We start from the raw sequence: 18,340 nt of genomic DNA on the forward strand, positions 1-18,340 counted from the left end.
GCCAAGTATGAAAAAGAAATTTTGGCTATTTCCGCTAATGTTTTGGGTACTATTTTTGACAGGTTGTGGTCAAAAGATGAATGATCAATCTGTTTTAAATAGTGTGCAACAAACCAAAACAATTACCTGGGGTGTCAAAGGTGATGTGAAATTATTTGGGCTAGTTGACGTTAAAGATGGTGAACAAAAAGGCTTTGATGTTGATATGGCTAAACATATCACTAAACATATTTTGGGACCAGATGGTAAAGCAGAGTTCGTAACTACAACTTCTCAATCAAGAATACCTTTACTTAAAAATGGTAATGTTGATGCAGTAATTGCAACCATGTCGATTACTCCAGAACGCAAAAAAGTAATCTCTTTTTCAAATTCATATTTTGATGCTGGTCAATCATTATTAGTCCCTAAGGATTCAAAAATAAAAGGTACCAAGGATCTTAATGGTAAGACGGTCATTGGTGTTGTTGGTGCAAATTCGGTCCAGAATATAAAGAAAGTTGCACCTAAAGCAAAGGTAATTGAACTTCAAGATTATGCTCAAGCAATGAATGCTCTGAAATCACATCAGGGTGATGCCTTAACAACTGATAATGGTATTTTATTTGGATTGGCAGTTCAAAATCCTGGATATGAAGTTCGCGGTGGCACTTTCACTGTTGAGCCGTATGGAGTTGCAGTTAATAAGGGACAAACCTCATTTACCAAGGCTGTGGACAAGGCAGTTCTTGAAATGCAGCATAGTGGTGAATACAATCACTTGATTAAAAAGTGGTTTGGCGATGTTCCGGGATTTAATTATAAGGAGCTGTATCGCCAATGATCAATATATTTTCTAAATTTAGCAATCAGTTGTTAGTAGGATTAGGCTGGACTGTGTTATCTAGTATTATTGCACTGTTTTTTAGTTTAGTCATAGGCACAATTTTTGCAATAATGGAAGTGGTTCCCAACCGAGTAGCACGAATAATCGGACGTTCATATGTTGAAATTATGCGAAATATACCCTTGCTTGTAATTACGATGTTTTTTTATTTGGTTATTCCAATGTATATCGTTAAAGTAAATGGATTTACCGCAGGAACAATTGGGCTAACACTGTACACATCAGCATTCATTGCTGAAACAATTCGCTCAGGAATTCAATCAGTTTCAGGCGGACAAATGGAAGGAGCCCGTTCAACAGGGATGACCTATTGGCAGGCAATGAAATATATTATCCTTCCGCAGGCATTCAAAATTGTTATCCCGCCTTTAGGCAATCAATTTGTTAATCTAGTTAAAAATTCCTCAGTTCTAGCTTTTGTTGCAGGTTTTGATTTGATGTATCAAGCAAATGCGATTGCATCGACAACCTTTGATACAATTAACAGCTATTTGGTAGTTGGAGTATTATATTTGATTATTACCCTACCAATTAGTTACTATATGCAATATCTAGAAAAGAAATTAGCTTAGAGGAGGTGCAGTCAAATGCAAAATTGGATTAATGCTTTTACATGGCTTAATTTACGCTTTTTATTGATGGGCCTCTGGGTAACTATATATATTTCCGTGATTTCGGTTATTCTAAGTTTTATTTTGGGTTCAATTTTAGGAATTATTCGCTATTCTAAGATTAAATATTTATCAAAAATAGTTGGGTTTATTATTGATATTATTCGTAATGTTCCATTATTATTGATAATCTTTTTTACCTATTTTGGATTACCAAACTTTGGACTAAGGCCGGAAACGATTCCTGCAGCAATTATTGCGATGACAATTTTTGAATCTAGTATGATTGCAGAAATTGTTCGTTCAGGAATTGATTCTGTATCTAGTGGTCAAATGGAAGGCGCTCGTTCAACGGGGATGTCGTTTGTCCAAGCATTATGGCATATTATTTTGCCACAGGCTTATAAAAATATGATTCCAACAATTATTAGTCAATTTGTTTCCTTGATTAAGGATACATCATTAGCAACGATTATTGTGGTTCCAGAAATGATGCAGCATGCACAAGTAATATATGGCCAAAATGCTAATTATATTTTGCCAATGTTTGCTGCATTAGCAGTGCTATATTTCATTGTTTGTTTTACTCTTTCAGTTATAGGTAATATAATTGGTAGACATTTAACATAATAATAAAACAAATAAGGCTTTTGCTGTTAAGGTAAGAGCCTTTTTTATTTTATTTGAATGGCAGAAGCTACTGCTAGAGATTACTAATAATCAAAGAGTAAGGTTATAATTAGTGGGTATTATAATTAAATTAATCAAACCTTTTAGCAAAAGCGTCAAGAACTAGTTTAGAGTAGGCGATAGATTTGCTTGCATTTGCGATGATGTTTCTTTTAGAAAAGAGGGAGCCACAATTAAACTCGACAATTCGGAGTTCTCATTAACAATTGTTAATGAAATTTTTAACAAATTTCAAGGTTTGCATAATAACGTTATTCAAAAAGGCAATATCGGCAGTAAGTATGTGTATGCTTTGCAATATAACAATCAATACGACCCGCATAATTATGTCTATCGTGCAAAAAAACGTCGCTATCCTATTTTTAAAAAAGTTTTCAGTGCATCAAAAATTGCTGGTGGTCATACACAGACATTTATGTATGCTAATCAAAAAAGCAAATGGTTTATTGGTACTAAAAAAAATCAAGCTGGCTGGTCTACACAACTTGCAAGAGTGGAAATTCCTTCTAAAAATCAACATTTTAGTAATACAGAATTTTCTCGACTCGCTTATCTTAACCGAGCCGGACGGGGGTTAAAAGTTGATGATACTAGTGGAATAGATGAATTTAGTAGGTTCACGGGAAAAGACTTTCTAAGATTTGATGCGGCAATTTCACCGCAATATAAAACTTTTCTGTTAGCTACAGTTGATCGAAAAAAAGATAATCTTATTAAAGGTGATAATGGATATTTTATTTTATATGATTTAAACGAGATTAATCAGGCTCTCGATGATACAGATGGTAGTTATGTTAATTTGGGCGAAATACCATATTTAAGTGAATTTTATATTAAGCATATTACTGCTAAGAGTAAAATTGGCTCATTACAAGGATTTGATTTGGATGATAATAATAATGTTTATATTTCAAGTGAGTATGGTCCAGTAAAAGGTGGCGTCAGTAAAAAGCCAAGAAGAATTATTAAAATGCCGTGGGGTGTTTGGGGACAATCAAATATGCGTGAGTGGGAAATTTTAGATTTTGATAATGCAGATATTGATATTCCAGGCTATGCAACGGAGCTTGAAAGTATCCAAGTAATTGCTCAAAATGATTTATACCTGACAATTTCGTATCATAATTCTGCTGGGACTACAACGAGAAGTCGTATTTATCGAGTTCGGTGGTAATAAATTGGACTATAACAAACAGAACTAGATCTAATAGATTTGGTTCTGTTTGTTATTAACTCAGTAAGTATCTTTTAATTAAGAAAGTTAAAAAACTGGTTTTGATAAATTTAACAATTTAAAGACTTACAACTGTAGTAAATATAAAAAATGCTTTTCTAGTATTTCATCTTTTGGTTTTTTGGGTAATATAGTAGTAAATAGACAATACTATTAGAATCTGGTAATTAAAACATTCAATGATTTTGAAGATTACATCTGAATCATGCCATACTAGTTTACAATTGCTAAAAAAGTAATAAGCAACATTAAAAAGCTTGAGTTAAGTCTGTTGTTTCTTATAATTTGGAATTAGAATAAGGATTGGGAAAGTTTATTAATGAAAAAATTTTTGTTTCGTCTATATTTAAACCTAATGAAACTAGTTGCTCGCTTTACGCGCATCAATAACAAAAGTGTCGTTATCTTGAATGGTGCTGGTCGATCTGGATCAAATGGTTATATATTTGCGAAGTATCTTCAAAAAAATCATCCGGAATATAAAGTCACTGTTGTAGAGCCGTGGCCCTCCTCACATTTGCCCTTTTCAATTTGGCGTAAGATTGGACAGGCTAAATTTATTGTAACAACTCATCAGCCATTTAAAATTCATTCTAGGCAAATAAATGTGCAATTTTGGCATGGTGTTCCACTTAAACGAATGGGTATTATGGCAAATAATACTGATCGAAAAGCTGATCTGCGCAATGTAAAATTATGGCAAAAAAATGTGGATATTGTTTGTTCAAGTTCTGACTTATATGAAACTATGATGAGTGCATGTTGCGCAATTGATACTAGTAAGTATCAGAAGGTCGGCTTTCCTCGTACTGATGCCTTAAAAAATCCAGTGATCACTAAAAAGCAACTTTTGTATGACTTATTTAAGCAAATTGATGATCAAGCTCAGATTGGGATTTATATGCCGACATTTCGCTATGAACTTGAAGATAGTCAAATAATAAATCAAATTAAAGCAGGTAATTTTTTTGCGTTACCGGATTTTGACATTGAGTCGTTAAATCAAAATTTAAAAAGGCAGCATCAATATTTATTGGTTAAATTACATCCGTATGAGCAGAAGCTAGTCGGAAATTTTACTAGTCAATATTCCCAAATTGCCTTCCTCAATGATGATTATTTGTTTGAACATGAATGTGATTTGTATGAACTTCTTGGTTCTACTTCATTTTTAATCACCGATTTTTCTTCGATTTATTTTGATTATCTTGCGTTTGATCGCCCTATAATTTTTATTACTAATTTTTTGGCACAATATCAAAAGAAACGAGGATTACTAATAGGTCCTTACACTGAGGTAGTACCAGGACCGTGTGTTAAAAGTCAAAAAGAGTTGGTAGCTGCTTTATCGGCTCCCAATAATTATCAAACAAAACGACATTATTGGTATAATTTAACAAATCAGGTTCAAGGCATTTCGGCTTGCGATGCCATTTTTAAGATGATGACTAAAGATTAGAGGAAAGTTGTGAAACGAACTTTTTTAAATATTTTATATAATGCTGTTTATCAGATCTTTCTCGTTTTAGTTCCACTAATTACGGTACCCTATCTGTCAAGAATTTTGGGTCCTAAAACATATGGTATTTATAGTAATGTGAACAATATTGTGCAATTTTTGATGATTTTTTGTACTTTATCTGTGTCATATATTGGAATGAGAACTATTTCGCAAGTGCGCTCTTGCGGCAATCAAAAAGATTTGACAGATGCGTTTTGGGGATTGTGGTATTTTCAAGCAATTGCTGGCGTAGTGACAATTGTATTTCTAATCACAGTCGTAAGTTTTTTCCACATTAAATATTGGAATTACTTATTATTAATGGTTCCATATTTAATTTCAGCACAGGTTGATATATCGTGGTTTTTTCAAGGATTAGCGGAATTTGGACGAGTGGTTTTAAAGAACACAGCTGTTAAGCTGGTTTCTGTTGTGCTAATTTTATTATGGGTAAAAAAGCCAGACGACCTTTGGAAATATATGTTGATAATGTCTATTTCAACGATGCTGGGATCCTTTGTTTTTTGGTTTGATATCCATCGTTATATTGGTGTACCGGTTAAACATTTTTATCAGTTTCAGACAACAATTAAGGCAATCATTACTTTATTGATTCCTCAAATAGCAACGCAAGTTTATACATCACTTGATAAACCGATTCTCGGGTTGTTTCAAAATTCCACTCAAGTTGCTTTTTATGATAATTCACAGCGAATTTCAAACATGGTGTTAGGGATAGTTACCAGTATTTCTTTGGTTATTATGCCCAAAATGGCAAGTGAAAGTAAGGAAGAACAACGAATAATTTTAAAAAAATCACTGGAAGCGACTGTAATGCTAGGAACCTTGTTTGCAGTAATTATTATGGCGAATACAAAAGAATTTGTTCCATTTTTCTTTGGTGCTAAGTATATTCCAATGACATCACTAATGTTCTTTTTTTCATTAACAATTATTATGATTCCAATGGGTGGAGTCTTTGCCAATCAGTTTGCACTTGCTAATCATCGTGATCAAGACTATGCCTTACCAGTAATTGTTGGCGCAATTTTGGAAGTGATTTTGAGTTATTTTCTTGATCGCTATTATGGAGCCACGGGCGCGATGATTGCCATATTAGCGACCGAATTGATAGTTTTAATTTTGCGGTTATGGATTGTACGCGATGGGTATGATTTTAAATACTCTTTTAGAGAAGTTCCCAAATATTTTTTAATTTCTGTGATTGTGCTAATAGTTGGAATGGTTATACCACAAATTGTGACATCAGTTTTCTTAAATATGGCAATAAGATCAATTATTATGGCTTGCTTGTATTTTACTTTGATGTTTTTGATGAAGCTTGATTTTAATCAGGATATCATAATATTGTTCAAAAAAATTTTTAGGAGAAGTTAAAATGATTCCCAAAATTATTCACTATGTTTGGGTTGGCGGGAATCCGAAACCCAAAAATATTCAACGTTGCATGAAAACGTGGCATAAACATTTACAAGATTATCGATTTATGGAATGGTCTGAAGATAATTTTGATCTTCATGAAAATAAGTATATTGAGCAAGCTTATCAGGCAAAAAAGTGGGCCTTTGTATCTGATTATATTCGTGCCAAAGCCGTTTATGAATATGGTGGTATTTATCTTGATACTGACGTTTTGGTCTTAGACAATCTGAAAGAGTTACTTGTTGATCGTGCTTTTGCTGGATTTGAAAACAAGGATAATCCGTTTACTGCAGTTTTTGGTGCTGAAAAAAAGCATCCGCTCCTTAAAGATATGGTTGATTATTATGATAATCGTAACTTTGTATTTGATTGTAGCAATCAGCTTGCCGGTGTGAATACTCTCTCTGTTTCTACAATTTTAAAAACTAAGTACGGTGCGCAGCCAAATAATCAAGAGCAAATGCTGAAACAAGGCATTCACCTCTATCCTGACGGTGTTTTATGCAATCCATCAGCAGCTTCGAAAACAATTCATGTTTTTACTGGAACTTGGATGGAGGGAGAAAAGCCGCTAAAGCGCAAGCTTGTAACGGCACTTAAGGCAAGAATTAAAACACCAAAAGAAGCATCACTTTATGCTAGGCTTTTAAGATAATGACACAGTATGAATTAGAACAGTTGGTCAAAGAAATTTCTTTTAGGTTTTTTGGACAAAAATTTTCACATCAAGTTAAAATTAATCACCGAATGACCACAACCGGAGGACGCTACCATTTAAACGATCATCATTTGGAAATTAATGCCCATTTTTTGCTACCACAATATCGTGATGAATTAATTGGAATTATCAAGCACGAATTAACTCATTATCATCTTCATCTAGCTGGCAAAGGATACCACCATCGAGACCGTGATTTTAAAGTTTTACTTAATCAAGTAGGTGGTTATCAGTTTACTCCTGATATTGGATTACGGCGTACGAAAAAAGTGCGTTATGCTTATTTATGTCAAGATTGTGGACAAAACTTTATGCGAGTGCGCCGGATCAATTTAAGGCGCTATGTTTGTGGAAACTGTGGTGGTAAATTAATTCAACTTACTCTTAAATAATTTGTATGATTTTGTTTGACAATGTATTTATTAAGAAACTATAATTTAATTATAAGATTAGGTACCTAACTAAATGGAAAAGGAGATTTTATAATGAGTCAAACAAGTGATAATTTAATGAAACAACTTTATTTTATTATGCGGGCAGGTCGCTATTACATGTTTAAAGGCGAACAACCAATTTCCGGACAGAAACGTGTTCTAGCGGTTCTTAAGCTTGAAGATGGCTTAACCCAGAACTATTTAGCAGAAATTTTGGCTTTAAAACCAGGTTCCTTGGCCGAACTGCTCAAGAAAATGGAAGTTAAAGGTTATATTGAACGTAACACTGATGAAAATGATAAACGAGTAAAGCGGGTTTATTTGACTGCGCTAGGCAAAAAAGAAGCTGAAAAATTAGAAAAAATAAGTCAGGAATATGATACTTCATCATTTTTCTCTGGCTTGAGTGAGGAGGAACAAATTGAGGTTAGTCGAAAATTAGAAAAAATTGCTAATGGCTGGGATGATGACTTTAAGCATCAAGCCCCAAAATTTGTTGATCCAACTTTTCGGATGAAGGCGTTTAGACAATGGCGCAGTGCAGCAGTACATCATGAATTTTCAAAGGAAGAAATTGAAACTATTCGTCATCGGATGTCGGAACGTAATTCTAATGGTTTTCACTGTCAATTTAATCACCATGGTTTTAAAGATAGATATTGTTCTGGGGAACGAATGAATCAATATGACAAAGACTTTTGGAAAAAGTTTTGGGGAAAAGATGATAAAGAAAGTTAATTAATAAAAAAGTTTTTCAGAATTGAAAAACTTTTTGTTTAAATCGGAAAAAGAAAGTAGAGATAGGTTATGGCGTTTAAAGCGCATAAAAAGGAGACCAAGCTTGTTAGTTTGCGAAGTTTTTGGCAATTATTAAGCAAATTACAACTAAAAAAGTCGCTCTTTGTAGCCGGACTAACATTAAGCTTAATTACGAGTGTCACCAATTTAGCATTACCGCTTTTAACGAGAAAGTTAGTGGACACGAGTAAATGGAATAGGGTTAACTTTTTTGTTCTTTGGCTGATTGTAATTATTTTTGTTCTTCAATTAATTCTAGGAACAATTGGTGGCTATCTTTTGCGTTTTTTTGGTGAAAGTGTCGTGAAAACTTTACGAGAGAAGTTATGGGCACATTTATTAAGATTACCAATTTCTTACTTTGATGAAAATAAGGCAGGTGAAAGTAGTTCACGACTTGTCAATGATACTGGAGTCATTAAAGACGTGATTGCAGCACAGTTTCCCAACTTTATAACTGGTGCATTGCAGTTAATTTTTTCATTAGTGATTTTATTTGTCATGGATTGGCAATTAGCAGCCTTAATGTTTATTGTTATTCCCATAGTTGCTTTAGTTTTACTTCCTGTTGGACGAATTATGACACGCTTAGGACGTAAATTACAGGCTGCAACGGCCAGATTCAATGGAGAAGTTAGTGAAAAATTAGCAGAAGTTAGGCTAATTAAAGCAAGTAATGGTGAAAATTATGAACGTCAAGAAGGCAATAAATTAATTGAAAAGATATTTCAAATTGGAATTTTGGATGCCAGAGTTGAAGCGATTTTACAACCAATGATGACGACCCTAATGATGGCAGCTTTTGCTGGTATCCTTGCTTTTGGAATTATTCGTGTTGGTCAAGGAACTTTGACTAGTGGTTCTTTGGTTGCATTTTTGCTTTACTTGTTTAATGTGATCACACCTGTTGCAAATTTTGCTGCTTTCTTTTCCCAAATTCAAAAGGCTCTCGGATCTACAGAAAGAATTCAAGCAATTTTTCGTTTGCAGCCAGAGGTAAGTATTGTGCAAGATGGCTGTACTTTACGTAATCAAACATTATCTTTTGAAAATATTAATTTTAGTTATCAGGTAGGTGAACCGGTTTTACAATCAATTTCTTTTACTGTTAAACCTAATTCTGTCATAGCCTTTGTTGGTCCGAGTGGAGCAGGAAAGTCGACAATTTTTTCGTTATTAGAACGATTTTATCAACCTGATTCAGGCCAAATTATGATTCAGGGACGTGATATTCAATCACTTGATTTACAAGCTTGGCGTGAACAACTTGGTTATGTATCACAAAATAGTGCTATTTTTTCAGGTAGTATTCGTGAAAATTTAAATTATGGGTTATCGCAAAAATTAAGTGATGATGATCTTTGGCAAGGGCTTAATTTTGCTTATGCAGCTAACTTTGTTCGTGAGTTCCCACAACAGTTAGACACACAAATTGGTGAACGTGGAATCAAATTATCTGGCGGACAAAAACAGCGATTAGCAATTGCACGGGCATTTTTGCGCAATCCGCAGATATTAATGCTTGATGAAGCAACTGCAAGCTTAGATTCGGAATCTGAGCGTAAAGTTCAACAGGCTCTAGAACAATTGATGTCTAATCGAACAACGTTAGTTATTGCTCACCGCTTAGCAACAATTGTTAATGCTGATCAAATATATTTCATTGAGCATGGCTACATAACTGGTCATGGAACGCATCATGAATTGTTAAAAAATCATCCCCTATACGCTCGTTATGTTAATGAGCAAATGGTTAATTAGTGTTTAAAAAAATGTTCAATAAAAACTTGTGTTGAAGTAAATTTTGCGCTATAGTATTGAATGTACTTGCGGGCATGGCGGAATGGCAGACGCGCAAGACTAAGGATCTTGTGATCGTTTTTAGATCGTGGAAGTTCGAGTCTTCTTGCCCGCATTATTTAGAGGAGCTATTGCTCCTTTTTTTGTCTATTAATGTTGGCATTCAAAATGCTACGTGCTCAAGTTTTAAGCAGTAGTTAATTTTTGAATGCTTTTTTTATTTTAAAAATTAATTACATTCCATAATTTAAACGTTGAAGAGGTTATACTTAAAGTAACAATTAAAAAAGCAAGGAATATTTCATGGTAAAAAGACGGAAGAACAAAAAGCAACCCAGTTGGCTGATCATTATTCATGTGTTTATAATTTTATTCTTATTGATTATTCTGTTTATTGCTATACGGTATTATCGCAGACAAGCAATTCAATCAGAACAACTTAGACAAGAACAGATTGCTCGCCAGCAAGCTCGGGCCAAAGTCATTAGAGAACATAAGGCATTTATTCAGAAAATAGGTCCAATTGCTCAAGAAGTAGATCAAGAATTTGCTCTCTTGCCAAGTATTACGATTGCTCAGGCATGTCTTGAAAGTGATTATGGCCAAAGTAGCTTATCGCAAAAGTATAATAATTTGTTTGGGGTTAAAGGTACTAATCCCAATACTTCCGCAGTTTTAATAACTAAGGAATACGAAAAAGGTAAATGGATTGTTGTCAAAGCCAGGTTTCAAATTTATGATTCATATGAAGCATCAATTAGAGCTCATGCACGACTTTTTCAAAAAGGCACAAGTTGGAATGCCCACCAATATCGACATGTATTAGCATCTAAAGACTATCAAACGCAGGCCAAAGCCTTAGTTAAGGATGGGTATGCTACTGATCCCAATTATGCAAATAAATTGATTAAATTGATAGAAGAATATCATTTAGATCGATTTGATAAATAAAAGACAAACCATTCCGAATACCGTCTTTATCTTTGGTACAATATAAGAGCTATAGAAATTTTGTGAAGGGAATCAGAATGAGCGAAGAATCAATTTTGGCTGGGTTAAATCCGCAGCAAGAGCAAGCCGTTAAAACCACCGAAGGACCACTATTAGTTGTTGCTGGTGCCGGTTCGGGAAAAACATCTGTTTTAACCAGACGAATCGCCTACCTTGTCGAAAAAAAAGGTGTCTTACCGTGGAATATTTTGGCAATCACGTTTACTAATAAGGCGGCTAGCGAAATGCGCGCGCGTGAGCAGAAATTATTGGGGTCACAAGCAGCAGACATATGGATGTCGACTTTTCATGCTCTGTGTGTCCGTATTTTGCGTCGAGACGCTGAAAAAATCGGTTATAATAACAATTTTTCAATTGCTGATTCGGCTGAGCAATTAACCTTAATCAAACATATTGAAAAGGAATTAAATGTTAATCCTAAAACATATGAACCTAAGCGTGTATTATCAACCATCTCTAATGCTAAAAATGATTTATTGACACCCGATGAGTTTGAAGCTAATAAAACATTGCCCTTTGAAAAGGTCGCGGCGCAAATTTATCATGAGTATCAAAAGCGATTGAAACATGATCAAATAATGGATTTCGATGATTTGATTATGCAGACATTGGTTTTATTTAAAACTGATGAGACCGTTTTACATTATTATCAAAATAAATTTCGTTATTTACTAATTGATGAATATCAGGATACTAATCGTGCTCAATATGAATTATGTCACAAATTAGCAGCCAAATATAAAAATATTTGTGTTGTTGGTGATGCGGATCAGTCAATTTATGGTTGGCGTGGGGCCAATATGGAAAACATTATGAATTTTGAGCAAGATTATCGAAATGATGGTGTTCAAACAGTTAAGTTAGAGCAAAATTATCGTTCAACCGGGCATATTCTATCTGCAGCTAATGCGGTAATTAAGAATAATCGTAATCGTAAAGCTAAAAAGCTCTGGACAGACCAAGGTGATGGCGAAAAGATAACGTATTATCGTGCCCAGAGTGGTGAAGATGAAGCTCATTTTATTATTAGCAAAATTCAAGAAAAAACTGAAAAAGCTCATTTTTCTTATAGTAATTTTGCTGTATTGTATCGAACCAATGCACAATCAAGAACAGTTGAAGAAGCATTTGTTAAATCAAATATCCCATATCAAATTGTAGGAGGACATAAATTCTATGATCGTAAAGAAATCATGGATATCATGGCTTATCTTAAACTGATAGCTAATCCTAGTGATACACTGAGTTTTAACCGAATTGTCAATACACCTAAACGTGGGATTGGAAATGTAAGTGTTGAAAAATTCATTTCATTTGCGCAAACGAATGGGTTGTCTTTACTTGATACATTTAATCATATAGGTATGGCTGGGCTATCGGTTCGTGTTGCAGATAAGTTGAGTGATTTTGGTGTAAAACTTCGTGATGCAATTAACTATGCTGAAAGTCATAGTGTGACTGGCTTAACAGAAAAGATTCTCCAAGATTTTGGTTATACAAAAGCGCTCAAAGACGAAAAAACTATTGAAGCTGAAACTAGACTAGAAAATTTAGATGAATTTTTATCAGTTACTAAGCGATTTGATGATCAGTATGAAGCTAGTGATGATACTAGCGCACTGAGTGATTTTTTGGCAGAAGTTTCGCTACTAAGTGATCAGGATGATTTAGCAAATAATAATGATCAAGTCGCATTGATGACCCTTCATGCTGCAAAAGGACTAGAATTTCCAATTGTTTTTTTAATTGGAATGGAAGATGGACTTTTCCCTTTGTCAAGGGCTTTGCTAGAAGATGATCAATTAGAAGAAGAACGAAGATTGGCCTACGTTGGAATTACGCGGGCGCAAAAACAGTTATTTTTAACTAACGCTTATTCACGAATGATGTATGGACGCATGCAAAATAATCAACCATCGAAATTTTTAGAAGAAATTGATCAGGCTGACCTTAATTTGGAAAGTTCTGTTTCTGAGAGAATTACCAATCCAGATTTTCACGTTCAGACTGCTCCTTTTGCAAATATAGATGAACGAGCCCGAGCACAAGTTTATACACCTAAAGTTAAAGCAGCAGGAGCAATTGGAGCTGAGAAAAAAGGTTGGAATGTTGGCGATCAAGTTGAGCATAAGGCATGGGGTCGAGGTGTTGTGACTAAGGTTAGTGGTAAAGGTGAAGATATGGAACTAGATATTGCCTTTAAAGATCAAGGAATCAAGCGGCTATTAGCGGCATTTGCTCCAATTAAAAAGGTATAATAATAGTTAATAATAATTTTTATCAGGAGAAAGAAAATGGCAGATTTAACTCTTGATGAGGCCAAAAAAGAAGTTTCCGTACTTAGAGAAAAACTTAATGATTGGGCTGATGCGTATTATACAAAAGACGCGCCCAAAGTTGAAGATTATATTTATGACCAAAACTATAATCGACTAGTTGAACTAGAACAAGAATTTCCCCAATTAATCAGTTCAGATTCAATCACTCAGCACGTGGGTGGTCAACTTGATAGTGAGCTTTCAAAAGTCACACACCAAGTCCCGATGTTATCTATGGGGGATGTTTTTTCAAAAAAAGAATTAGTGGAATTTGATCAACGTGTTCAAAAACAGTTAGGTCATGCAGTTGTTTACAACGTAGAATTAAAAATTGATGGACTATCAATTAACTTAGAGTATACTAATGGTAAATTAATGCGTGCTTCAACTCGTGGAAACGGGCGCGTGGGTGAAGATGTTACTGCTAATGCGCGATACATTAAAGATATTCCTCAAACTTTGCCTGAGAAACTGACAATGGAAGTACGCGGTGAGTGTTATCTGGGGAAACAAGCTTTTGCAAAGTTGAATGAAGAGCGTGATGAAAATGGCGAGACAATTTTTGCTAATCCGCGTAACGCTGCAGCGGGGTCATTACGACAGTTAGACGCACAAATTACAAAAAAACGTAATTTAAGTACATTTATTTATACCTGGGTTAATCCTCCAAAACAAATAACTAGTCAACATCAAGCAATCGAAAAATTGGCTACTTTGGGTTTTCATACTAATCAAACTGGGCGTCAATTGGCAACTTTAGATGAAATTTTTGATTTTATCGATGAGTATACAGCTAAAAGGGACAAATTAGCCTATGGAATTGATGGAATTGTTCTTAAAGTTGATGATTTGAATTGGCAAAATCAGCTGGGAGCGACAGTAAAAATTCCGCGGTGGGAAATTGCTTATAAGTTTCCTCCAGAAGAACAAGAAACCATAGTTCGAGAAATTAAATGGACGGTGGGACGAACAGGAGTAGTTACGCCAACAGCAATCATGGATCCGGTTCAGTTGGCAGGAACTACCGTTTCTCATGCTGTTTTACATAATGCGGATTTATTAAAAGAAAAAGATGTTCGTATAGGTGATACCGTGGTACTACATAAAGCTGGTGATATAATTCCTGAAATATCACAAGTTATTATAGCTAAGAGACCAGCAGACACTATAAAGTACCAAATTCCCGTGTATTGTCCGTCTTGCGGTGAAAAGCTGATTCATTTGCAAGATGAAGTCGCTTTGCGTTGTGTTAATCCGTCATGTCCAGCTCAAATAGAAGAAGGTATCACGCACTTTGCATCACGACCGGCAATGAATATTGACGGATTAGGACCTAAAATTGTTCGCCAACTTATTAAGCAAAATTTAGTCCACAATGTAGCGGATTTATACCATTTGCAAGCTACTGATTTAAAAAAATTAGATCATTTTAAAGAAAAATCTATTAATAATTTGTTGACTGCGATTAATAAGTCCAAGAATAATTCAGTTGAATTGCTTTTAACTGGATTAGGAATTGACCATGTTGGTGCAAAGGCAGCTAGATTGATTGCTCAAAATTTTAAAAATATAGCAAAGATTATGGAAGCAGACGTGCAGGATATTACAGGAATCGCTACAATAGGCATGACAATTGCGGAATCATTGACTACATATTTTGCTCAAGAAGAGGTTGTGGATCTGATAAAGGATCTGCAAACTAGTGGCGTTAATATGGATTATCTTGGTGAAAGTAAAGAACAAGTATCTGAGATCCCAGCTAATTACTTTAAAAATAAGACTGTAGTTTTAACGGGAACCTTGGAGCACTATACACGTAGTCAATTTACTGAAAAATTGCAGGCATTAGGGGCTAAAGTAACAGGGTCAGTTTCTGGTAAAACTGATTATGTTATTTATGGCAAAGATGTCGGTTCAAAATATACTAAGGCACAAAAATTAGGAGTAACGTTATTGACTGAAGAAGAGGCAATTGCTCAAGTTGAATAGGGGAACAGGTAAATTGAAAAAATATTTGCAGATAATTGCAATTTTGGGTACGCTGCTGAGCTTGACGGCTTGTGGAAACTTAAAGAATTCAAGTTTAGCTAATAATGCCAAGACATCATCAGGCTCGAGCGTCAAGACTTATCAAACAACGGATACAGGTAATAATGGTTATACCGTTTTACTAAAAAATGGTCACTATGTAACCAGTCCTATTTCAGGCTTAACCGCTACTAATAATGATAATTCTGTTGATACACGAGAATTAGAAAGAGGATTAGTTCAAATTTCCAAAGGTGTTTACTCAACTAATTCTTATGTTTTTCAGGAAGGACAATATATTAGTTCTGCAATGGTTACTGATTGGCTGGCTCGTAAATCGAAGTCTAATCCGGCTGGGTTAAATCCACCAATTGGTACGAAGAAAAATTATAAACCGTATTATTTAGAAGAAATTATTGAGCAGGATTTTTTAACTGGCTCAGGCTCCAATTATCACATTGGTGGAATTAGTATCGGATTAGCGTTAAATTCAATTGACTATTATCAAAAAACAAAAGGTGGACCAGAGTATCAGGAAACGATTGCGCGTTCTGAGCAGAAAAAATATGGTAAAATGGTAGCCGATCAACTCGTTCAGCGATTGCGCAAACATAAGGCATTGAAGAAAATTCCAATTACAATTGGTCTCTTTTCTAAGGAAAGCAAAGACTCATTAGTATCAGGAACGTATTTTTTGAGTGGGACAGCGGCTGCCAATAGTAGTAAAATAACTAAATGGAAAACTATTTCTACTCAAACTGAAGTACTGCCAACTGTTGGCAATAAAAAGGCAATCAATAGTACTGATGCATCAAGCTTTAATAGCTTTAAAGAATCAATTCAAAATTATTTTCCGAATATTAGTGGTGTAACGGCAACGTTGCGTTATGAGAATGGCAAGTTAACTCAAGAAAATATTTCGATAACGACGCAGTTCTATGGTTATGAACAAATTCAAAGTTTTACCCGGTTAGTGTTGTCAACTTCAAAAAAATACTTGGAAAATGATGTTCCAATTGAAATAAAAATCGGATCTGTGAACGATATTCAAGCATTAGTTGCTAAAGAAACGGGAGATAGTGATTATCAAGTCCATATTTATGGCGGTGAATAGGAGGTATTTGTGTGGAAATCACAGAAGATACAATTAAGCATGTTGCGGTTTTATCGCGGCTTGAAATTGATGAAAAAGATATCAGTAAAGTTACCGAACAAATGAGTTCAATTATTAATATGGCTGATCAGCTTTCAGAAGTTGAAACTAAGGGTATTGAGGAAACAGTTCAAGTAGTTGATCGTGATACCGTGTTTAGAGAAGATAAGCCGGAGCACTGGCAAGATCGGACTGAATTAATGAAGAATGTTCCTGAACAAGCTAATGGCTTCATTAAGGTACCGGTAATTATTAACAAGGATGAGGACGAGTAATGAACTACTTAAATGAAGATATTGACTCATTAAACCAAAAATTAGCTCAGGGTACTTTGTCTGCTGATCAGTTAGCGCAAGATACTGTGACAAATATAAAAAATACGGATAACAAACTTAATGCATGGATTACTGTTCAAGACAATGTTAAAGCAGAAGAAGACTTGGATTTTACTAAAAATAAATTAGCGGGGATTCCGATTGCTATTAAGGATAATATTATTACTAAAGACGTTAAGACAACCGCTGCCAGTCATATTTTAGATAATTATATTCCTGTATATGATGCGACAGTAATTGAACGTCTTAAGGGGGCACAAGCAACTTTTGTAGGTAAGACAAATATGGATGAGTTTGCCATGGGTTCATCAACTGAACATTCCTATTTTGGTGCTACTCATAATCCATGGGATTTGGATAAAGTTCCGGGTGGGTCATCCGGTGGTTCGGCAGTTGCTGTGGCGTCTGGGCAAGTGGTAGCTGCACTTGGCTCCGATACTGGCGGCTCTATTCGTCAGCCAGCTGCATTTAATGGTATCTTTGGAATTAAGCCCACTTATGGACGAGTATCGCGTTGGGGGTTAATCGCGTTTGCTTCATCACTTGATGAAATTGGAGTAATGAGTAAACGTGCTAAGACTTCAGCCGAAGTTTTAAGTGTGATCGCTGGAAGTGACGAGCATGATTCAACTTTATCAACTCGCGAAGTTCCTGATTTTGCGAGCTTCATTGGAAAAGATGTCAAAGACTTGCGTGTAGCTGTTGTTAAAGAATACATGGATGCCGTTGATGGTGACATGCGTGAAGTTATTCAAAACCAAATTGATGTATTAAAAGATGCTGGCGCAATCATTAATGAAGTATCATTACCATTGACTAAGTATGTTGTACCAGATTACTACATTATTGCATCTAGTGAGGCTTCTTCAAATTTGCAGCGTTTTGATGGTATTCGCTATGGCTATCGTGCTCAAGATACGAAAAACTTGCTAGATGTGTACGTGAAGTCACGTTCTGAAGGCTTTGGTGAAGAAGTAAAACGGCGAATTATGCTTGGATCTTTTGCTTTATCTGCTGGTTCCTATGATCGTTTCTTTAGACAAGCTTCTAAGGTTAGAACTTTAATTTGTGACGATTTTGATCGAATTTTTCTTGAAAATGATGTAATTGTTGGACCAACGACTACTACACCTGCATTTAATATCGGTAGTGAAATTTCAGATCCAATTAAAATGTATAACAATGATATTTTGACGATTTCGGCTAACTTAGCAGGAATACCTGCTGCCAGTGTACCAGCCGGATTAGTTGAAGGAATGCCAGTTGGTTTACAAATCATGGCTAAGAGATTTGATGAGGGTAGTATTTTCCAAGTAGCAGATTTTATTGAACGTAATAATAAGTTTTATGAAAAAACACCAACTGGAATGGAGGATTAAT

At 35.0% G+C, this 18,340-nt stretch carries 16 protein-coding genes and 1 tRNA gene; all 17 read left to right on the forward strand.

The window, feature by feature from the left end; translation table 11 throughout:
• The first annotated feature begins 7 nt into the window (after positions 1 to 7).
• The 17 genes from F5ESL0246_RS02020 to gatA all read left to right on the forward strand — a co-directional run bounded on the left by F5ESL0246_RS02020 (position 8) and on the right by gatA (position 18,339).
• Positions 8 to 823: a glutamate ABC transporter substrate-binding protein gene (locus tag F5ESL0246_RS02020; RefSeq protein WP_122017864.1), complete on the forward strand. Its 816-nt coding sequence runs from the start codon at positions 8 to 10 to the stop codon at positions 821 to 823.
• Positions 820 to 1,458, forward strand: coding sequence for an amino acid ABC transporter permease (locus F5ESL0246_RS02025; RefSeq protein ID WP_122017865.1), 639 nt, complete (start codon positions 820 to 822; stop codon positions 1,456 to 1,458). The genes F5ESL0246_RS02020 and F5ESL0246_RS02025 overlap by 4 nt, the downstream gene beginning before the upstream one ends.
• Positions 1,459 to 1,473: 15 nt before the next feature.
• The gene (locus tag F5ESL0246_RS02030; protein ID WP_122017866.1) at positions 1,474 to 2,127 is read left to right on the forward strand and encodes an amino acid ABC transporter permease; all 654 of its coding nucleotides are present in this window, start codon (positions 1,474 to 1,476) and stop codon (positions 2,125 to 2,127) included.
• A gap of 277 nt (positions 2,128 to 2,404) precedes the next feature.
• Positions 2,405 to 3,361: a helveticin J family class III bacteriocin gene (locus F5ESL0246_RS02035; protein WP_255409424.1), complete on the forward strand. Its 957-nt coding sequence runs from the start codon at positions 2,405 to 2,407 to the stop codon at positions 3,359 to 3,361.
• Between the two features lie 379 nt (positions 3,362 to 3,740).
• Positions 3,741 to 4,880 (forward strand): CDP-glycerol glycerophosphotransferase family protein, encoded by a 1,140-nt coding sequence (locus F5ESL0246_RS02040; RefSeq protein ID WP_122017868.1) that lies wholly within the window; start codon positions 3,741 to 3,743, stop codon positions 4,878 to 4,880.
• 9 nt (positions 4,881 to 4,889) lie between these two features.
• Entirely contained in the window at positions 4,890 to 6,320 is a 1,431-nt protein-coding gene (locus F5ESL0246_RS02045) for an oligosaccharide flippase family protein (protein WP_122017869.1), read from the forward strand.
• 1 nt (position 6,321) lies between these two features.
• The gene (locus F5ESL0246_RS02050; protein WP_122017870.1) at positions 6,322 to 7,020 is read left to right on the forward strand and encodes a glycosyltransferase family 32 protein; all 699 of its coding nucleotides are present in this window, start codon (positions 6,322 to 6,324) and stop codon (positions 7,018 to 7,020) included.
• A complete protein-coding gene (locus F5ESL0246_RS02055) occupies positions 7,020 to 7,475 on the forward strand; it encodes a SprT family protein (RefSeq protein ID WP_122017871.1) in 456 nt (151 codons plus the stop codon). Before F5ESL0246_RS02050 ends, F5ESL0246_RS02055 begins: the two co-directional genes overlap by 1 nt.
• Before the next feature lie 93 nt (positions 7,476 to 7,568).
• Positions 7,569 to 8,255 carry a MarR family winged helix-turn-helix transcriptional regulator gene (locus tag F5ESL0246_RS02060; protein WP_122017872.1) on the forward strand — a complete coding sequence of 229 codons (687 nt, stop codon included), beginning with the start codon at positions 7,569 to 7,571 and terminating at the stop codon, positions 8,253 to 8,255.
• Positions 8,256 to 8,324: 69 nt separating this feature from the next.
• Positions 8,325 to 10,076 carry an ABC transporter ATP-binding protein gene (locus F5ESL0246_RS02065; protein WP_122017873.1) on the forward strand — a complete coding sequence of 584 codons (1,752 nt, stop codon included), beginning with the start codon at positions 8,325 to 8,327 and terminating at the stop codon, positions 10,074 to 10,076.
• A gap of 68 nt (positions 10,077 to 10,144) precedes the next feature.
• Positions 10,145 to 10,230: transfer RNA gene (locus tag F5ESL0246_RS02070), tRNA-Leu, on the forward strand.
• Positions 10,231 to 10,418: 188 nt separating this feature from the next.
• On the forward strand, positions 10,419 to 11,066 hold the full coding sequence (locus F5ESL0246_RS02075) for a glycoside hydrolase family 73 protein (protein WP_122017874.1): 648 nt from the start codon (positions 10,419 to 10,421) through the stop codon (positions 11,064 to 11,066).
• Positions 11,067 to 11,143: 77 nt separating this feature from the next.
• The gene (gene pcrA, locus F5ESL0246_RS02080) at positions 11,144 to 13,384 is read left to right on the forward strand and encodes a DNA helicase PcrA (RefSeq protein WP_122017875.1); all 2,241 of its coding nucleotides are present in this window, start codon (positions 11,144 to 11,146) and stop codon (positions 13,382 to 13,384) included.
• Between the two features lie 36 nt (positions 13,385 to 13,420).
• Positions 13,421 to 15,433, forward strand: coding sequence for an NAD-dependent DNA ligase LigA (gene ligA, locus F5ESL0246_RS02085; RefSeq protein ID WP_122017876.1), 2,013 nt, complete (start codon positions 13,421 to 13,423; stop codon positions 15,431 to 15,433).
• Positions 15,434 to 15,446: 13 nt separating this feature from the next.
• Positions 15,447 to 16,586 (forward strand): CamS family sex pheromone protein, encoded by a 1,140-nt coding sequence (locus tag F5ESL0246_RS02090; protein WP_122018164.1) that lies wholly within the window; start codon positions 15,447 to 15,449, stop codon positions 16,584 to 16,586.
• 11 nt (positions 16,587 to 16,597) lie between these two features.
• Entirely contained in the window at positions 16,598 to 16,900 is a 303-nt protein-coding gene (gatC, locus tag F5ESL0246_RS02095; RefSeq protein ID WP_122017877.1) for an Asp-tRNA(Asn)/Glu-tRNA(Gln) amidotransferase subunit GatC, read from the forward strand.
• The gene (gatA, locus tag F5ESL0246_RS02100; RefSeq protein ID WP_122017878.1) at positions 16,900 to 18,339 is read left to right on the forward strand and encodes an Asp-tRNA(Asn)/Glu-tRNA(Gln) amidotransferase subunit GatA; all 1,440 of its coding nucleotides are present in this window, start codon (positions 16,900 to 16,902) and stop codon (positions 18,337 to 18,339) included. The genes gatC and gatA overlap by 1 nt, the downstream gene beginning before the upstream one ends.
• Position 18,340 lies beyond the last annotated feature (1 nt).

The organism is Lactobacillus sp. ESL0246, from assembly GCF_003692965.1.
Lineage (GTDB): Bacteria > Bacillota > Bacilli > Lactobacillales > Lactobacillaceae > Lactobacillus.

Coding starts and splice junctions, on each gene's coding strand:
- F5ESL0246_RS02020 (WP_122017864.1), top strand. CDS start 8: ATGAAAAAGAAATTTTGGCTATTTCCGCTAATGTTTTGGGTACTATTT.
- F5ESL0246_RS02025 (WP_122017865.1), top strand. CDS start 820: ATGATCAATATATTTTCTAAATTTAGCAATCAGTTGTTAGTAGGATTA.
- F5ESL0246_RS02030 (WP_122017866.1), top strand. CDS start 1,474: ATGCAAAATTGGATTAATGCTTTTACATGGCTTAATTTACGCTTTTTA.
- F5ESL0246_RS02040 (WP_122017868.1), top strand. CDS start 3,741: ATGAAAAAATTTTTGTTTCGTCTATATTTAAACCTAATGAAACTAGTT.
- F5ESL0246_RS02050 (WP_122017870.1), top strand. CDS start 6,322: ATGATTCCCAAAATTATTCACTATGTTTGGGTTGGCGGGAATCCGAAA.
- F5ESL0246_RS02055 (WP_122017871.1), top strand. CDS start 7,020: ATGACACAGTATGAATTAGAACAGTTGGTCAAAGAAATTTCTTTTAGG.
- F5ESL0246_RS02060 (WP_122017872.1), top strand. CDS start 7,569: ATGAGTCAAACAAGTGATAATTTAATGAAACAACTTTATTTTATTATG.
- F5ESL0246_RS02065 (WP_122017873.1), top strand. CDS start 8,325: ATGGCGTTTAAAGCGCATAAAAAGGAGACCAAGCTTGTTAGTTTGCGA.
- F5ESL0246_RS02075 (WP_122017874.1), top strand. CDS start 10,419: ATGGTAAAAAGACGGAAGAACAAAAAGCAACCCAGTTGGCTGATCATT.
- pcrA (WP_122017875.1), top strand. CDS start 11,144: ATGAGCGAAGAATCAATTTTGGCTGGGTTAAATCCGCAGCAAGAGCAA.
- ligA (WP_122017876.1), top strand. CDS start 13,421: ATGGCAGATTTAACTCTTGATGAGGCCAAAAAAGAAGTTTCCGTACTT.
- gatA (WP_122017878.1), top strand. CDS start 16,900: ATGAACTACTTAAATGAAGATATTGACTCATTAAACCAAAAATTAGCT.